Annotated in this window: 5 protein-coding genes and 1 pseudogene; all 6 read right to left on the minus strand. The window is 68.2% G+C overall.

Translation table 11 applies throughout. The features are described from left to right. On the minus strand, positions 1-688 hold a 688-nt coding region (locus tag GXZ33_RS00830; protein WP_291338972.1), incomplete at its 3' end, for an alpha/beta hydrolase-fold protein. Between the two features lie 13 nt (positions 689-701). Continuing rightward, positions 702-1259: an LppP/LprE family lipoprotein gene (locus tag GXZ33_RS00835; RefSeq protein ID WP_291338973.1), complete on the minus strand. Its 558-nt coding sequence runs from the start codon at positions 1257-1259 to the stop codon at positions 702-704. After that, positions 1259-2215: an alpha/beta hydrolase family protein gene (locus GXZ33_RS00840; protein WP_291338974.1), complete on the minus strand. Its 957-nt coding sequence runs from the start codon at positions 2213-2215 to the stop codon at positions 1259-1261. The genes GXZ33_RS00835 and GXZ33_RS00840 overlap by 1 nt, the downstream gene beginning before the upstream one ends. A 44-nt stretch (positions 2216-2259) precedes the next feature. Further along, positions 2260-2400, minus strand: coding sequence for a hypothetical protein (locus GXZ33_RS00845; protein WP_291338975.1), 141 nt, complete (start codon positions 2398-2400; stop codon positions 2260-2262). Positions 2401-2469: 69 nt separating this feature from the next. After that, on the minus strand, positions 2470-3645 hold the full coding sequence (locus GXZ33_RS00850) for an alpha/beta hydrolase family protein (protein ID WP_291338976.1): 1176 nt from the start codon (positions 3643-3645) through the stop codon (positions 2470-2472). A gap of 22 nt (positions 3646-3667) precedes the next feature. Then, positions 3668-3884 (minus strand): annotated as a pseudogene (locus GXZ33_RS00855) (DUF1275 domain-containing protein); the annotation flags it as partial.

The following is a 3884-nucleotide window of genomic DNA, read 5'->3' on the forward strand; positions in this document are numbered from 1 at the left end:
TGGCGATGTGGACCGCGCCCGTCGCGCCCATGGACAGCCCGCCGATGGCGCGGTGACCGTTGAAGTTGAGCTCGGGGGCGGCGTCGAGAAGCGGCGCCAGTTCGGCGGTGAGGAACGTCTCCCACTGGTGGCGGCCGAGCGCCGGGTCGTCGCGCAGCCAGTCGGCGTACATCGACGCCTGCGCCTGCGTCGGCATGACGAGGGTGACGTTCTCGTCCGCGAAGACCTCTGGCGCGATGCCGGGGCCCAGCCACCAGGAGGTGCGCGGGGCGCCGACGCCGTCGAGAAGGTAGAGCATCGGCGCCGGGGAAACACCGGCGGCGCGCCAGATCTGCACCTCGACGTTGCGTTTCATGGCCGGCGAGGCGACGATCCACCGTTCGACGCGGTCACTCTCCACACGCTTCTCGACGACCGCCGCCTCCGTGATCGACTCATCCAGCGGGAGGCGGCCCCGGCCGAGGCTGCTGCCGCTGCTGACCGGCACCTCGGAGGAACCGAGGGACTCCAGGATGCCGAGGGTGCGGTTGATGGCGTTTCCGGAGGAGGTGGGGTCGGCGTTGGAGCTGATGACGGCCTGTTCGAGGGCGCTGCCGGTCAGCGACTGCGCGGAAGCCGGGGCGGCGAGGCCGAGCGTGACGGATGTGGCGGCTGTTATGGCAAGTGGCAGAAGTGGGAGTCGTGGCATAAGTGCTACGCTATCATTCTGCGTGGCTGAGGTTGGGGATCCGCCCGATCGGCTCCACCCTTTCCCCGTTCCACCAGAACGTCAGCTCCACCTCGTAGTCCGCGGCGGCCGCGTTCGGCGCCCCCGCCACGTCCATGGCCTCCCGGTCGATGACCCGCACGTGCACGGCCTCGCCGTCGCCCTCCCAGTGGCGGTACACCTGCGGCACCAGCAGGCCGACGCCCAGGTACTCCCCGCGGTGGAAGAGCATCAGCTGGTTCTGCTTCTGCGCGTGCGTGGATCCCGTGACGAAGACCACGGCGTAACTGAGGTCCGCGCACGGGTTGTAGTCCGAGTGGCCGTAGTACTCCCAGCCCTCACCCGGCAGGGTGGGCGGCGGAACCCGGTGGATGTTGTCGTAGATGGCGGCGGCCTCGGTATCCACCCCACAGGTCGGCTCCGGGGTGGTGGGTGCGGCCTGCGTCGTCACCGTCACCGTGCTGGTCTGCGGGGCGGCGGGTTGCTCCGGCGCGGCAGCGCACCCGGCTACGACCAGCGGGATCAGCAGGGCGGGCAGGGTGCGGGGTCTCATCAGAGCTCGGCGTCGTCCATCAGGGCCGGCTTGATGTGGTCCCAGGCGGGCTGGAGCTCCTGGTTGAACTGGATCCAGTTGTGGGAGCCGTAGTCCTTGTAGTGCACCTCCTGGTGGTCCATGCCGGCGTCCTGCATGGCCTCATCCAGGTCGATGGTGCACTCGAGGACGCCACGCTCCAGCAGGGCACCGACAGCCAGGCTGGTGACCTCGTTGTTCTCGTAGAAGGCGATCTCCTCGTCGGTGGCGTTGCCGTTGCCGGTGGAGAGGTACACGGCCTGGTTACGCAGGCCCTCCGGGTCGAGGACGGTGTCGTGGCGGATCCACTCCTCGGAACCGTAGGGTCCCCACATGTTCTCCAGCTCACCGCCGCGGGAGGTGACGACGAAGCTGGCCATCTGGCGGCCGACCGCGCTCAGCGGGGAGTAGCAGCCGGAGATGCCGAAGACACCGTGGAAGAGGTCGGGGTTGGTGTTGGCCAGGTGGACGGCGCCGTTCGCGCCCATCGACAGGCCGCCGATGCCGCGCTTGCCGTTGAAGTTCAGGCTGTCGTGGTTCTCGAGCAGGGGTGCGAGCTCCTTGACGATGAAGGTCTCCCACTTGTGGAGGCCCAGGGCCGGGTCGTAGTTGACCCAGTCGGAGTAGTTGGAGGCGATGGCCTGCGTCGGCATGACGAGGGTGACGTTCTCCTCGGCGAAGACCTCACGGGCGTCGCCGGAACCGAGCCAGCCGCTGCCGCGCGGGGCGTCGATGCCGTCGAGCATGTAGAGCATCGGGGACGCGACGGAGTGGTCGGCGGCGTGCCAGATCTGGACCTCGACGTTGCGTTTCATTGACGGCGAGGCGACGATCCAGCGGTCGATGCGGTCGGACTCGGCGCGGATCTCGACGAGCTCGATCTCGGTGATCGTGTCGTCGAGGGGCAGGGGGTAGCTGTCGTCGACGTCGCGCCACATGTCGGGCAGCGGCCACTCGGAGGAGCCGATGAGCCCCAGGGAGCTCAGCGCGGCGTTGAGGGAGGAACCGGAGGAGGCGGGGTTCCGGAAGAGCCCTCCTGGGCGGTGGCGGCCGGGGTCAGGGTGCAGGCGAGGCCGACGGCGGTGCCGAGGGCGAGCAGGCGGCGGCGGGTGTTGTTGGTCATCGCACTCAAATTACTGGAAGCGGACAGTTATGTCACTATCCTCCCACAGGAAACTTGAGCAACAATCGGCTAGAGCAGGGCGTGACGGATCGCGTCCCAGGCCGGCTGCAGCTGCTCGTTGTAGTTGTTCCAGTTGTGCACGCCCGGACCCTTGTAGTCGACGACATGGTGGTCCATGCCCCGCTCACGCATCGCCTCATCCAGCTTCTCGGTGCAGGCCAGCACACCGATCTCCAGGACGGAACCCGAGGACATGTGGAAGAAGGGACTGTCGTCGTAGGTCATGCGGTCGTCCTCCTCGATGACGCCGTTGGCGGCCGAGAGGTAGACAGCCATGTCCCGCAGACCCTCGGGGTTGGCGACGGTGTCGTGGTGGTCCCACAGCTCGGAGCCGTAGGGGCCCCACATGTTCTCCGGGTCGCCGCCGCGGGAGCCGACGACGAGGTTGACCATCTGCCGGCCGACGGCGTCGTTGGGGGAGTAGCAGCCGGAGATGCCGAAGGTGGCGTCGAAAAGCTCCGGGTGGGTGTTGGCGATGTGGACCGCGCCGATCGCACCCATCGACAGTCCGCCGATGCCGCGCCGGCCGTTGAAGTTGAGCTCCGCCTCGGCCTCGAGCACCGGCGCCAGTTCCTCGGTGATGAACGTCTCCCACATGTGGCGGCCGAGCGCCGGGTCGTCGTGAAGCCAGTCGGAGTACAGCGAGCCCGCGGCATGGGTGGGCATGACGAGGGTGACGTTCTCCTCGCCGAAGACCCGCTCGGCCGCGCCACCGTTGACCCACCCGGAGTTCGGGGTGGAACCGCCGATACCGTCGAGCATGTAGAGCATCGGGGCCGGGGCCGTCGGGTCAGCGGCCTTCTTGATCTGCACCTCCACGACCCGCCCCATGGACGGCGACGCGATGAACCAGCGCTCCACGCGCTCGTCGATACGCTCGACGCGCTTGTCCAGAATCTCCACCTCGGTGATCGACTCGTCGACGGCCAGCGGGTACCGGTCGTCGCTGGAGATGAACGGGCCCACCAGCGGGACCTCCGAGGAACCGATGAGCGAGAGCGAACTGAGCAGCCCGCCCACCGACGAACGGGAGGACTGCGGGTTCGCGTTCGAGCTGACGACGAGGTCACGCAGCGCGGTGTCGGAACCCGCGGGGATCTCGGGGAGCTCCTGCGCCCCGGCCGCGGCCGGGAGCAGCGCCAGGGCAGCGAGAGATGTCAGGACAAGTGTGGAGACCGTGCGCATGACAGGGAGTGTACGCAGCGGGTCAGTAGGGCTCCACCTTCACCTTGACCACGGAACCCACGGCATGGCGGCGGGCCCACATCCGCAGCAGCAGGGCCACCCCGGTGACCGCCCAGGTGAGCAGGGACACCACGTACAGCGACTGGATACCCAGGTAGCGGTAGACCAGTGCGCCGGTGAAGGCACCCGTGGTCAGGCCCGCCCACATCTTCAGGTGCCCCAGCCACTCGCGGTGGGAA

The sequence above is a fragment of the Corynebacterium sp. genome (assembly GCF_012838985.1).
Lineage (GTDB): Bacteria > Actinomycetota > Actinomycetes > Mycobacteriales > Mycobacteriaceae > Corynebacterium.

Excerpts from the sequence above, each read along its gene's own strand:
- GXZ33_RS00835 (WP_291338973.1), bottom strand. The coding sequence starts at position 1,259 with ATGAGACCCCGCACCCTGCCCGCCCTGCTGATCCCGCTGGTCGTAGCC.
- GXZ33_RS00840 (WP_291338974.1), bottom strand. The coding sequence starts at position 2,215 with ATGTGGCGCGACGTCGACGACAGCTACCCCCTGCCCCTCGACGACACG.
- GXZ33_RS00845 (WP_291338975.1), bottom strand. The coding sequence starts at position 2,400 with ATGACCAACAACACCCGCCGCCGCCTGCTCGCCCTCGGCACCGCCGTC.
- GXZ33_RS00850 (WP_291338976.1), bottom strand. The coding sequence starts at position 3,645 with ATGCGCACGGTCTCCACACTTGTCCTGACATCTCTCGCTGCCCTGGCG.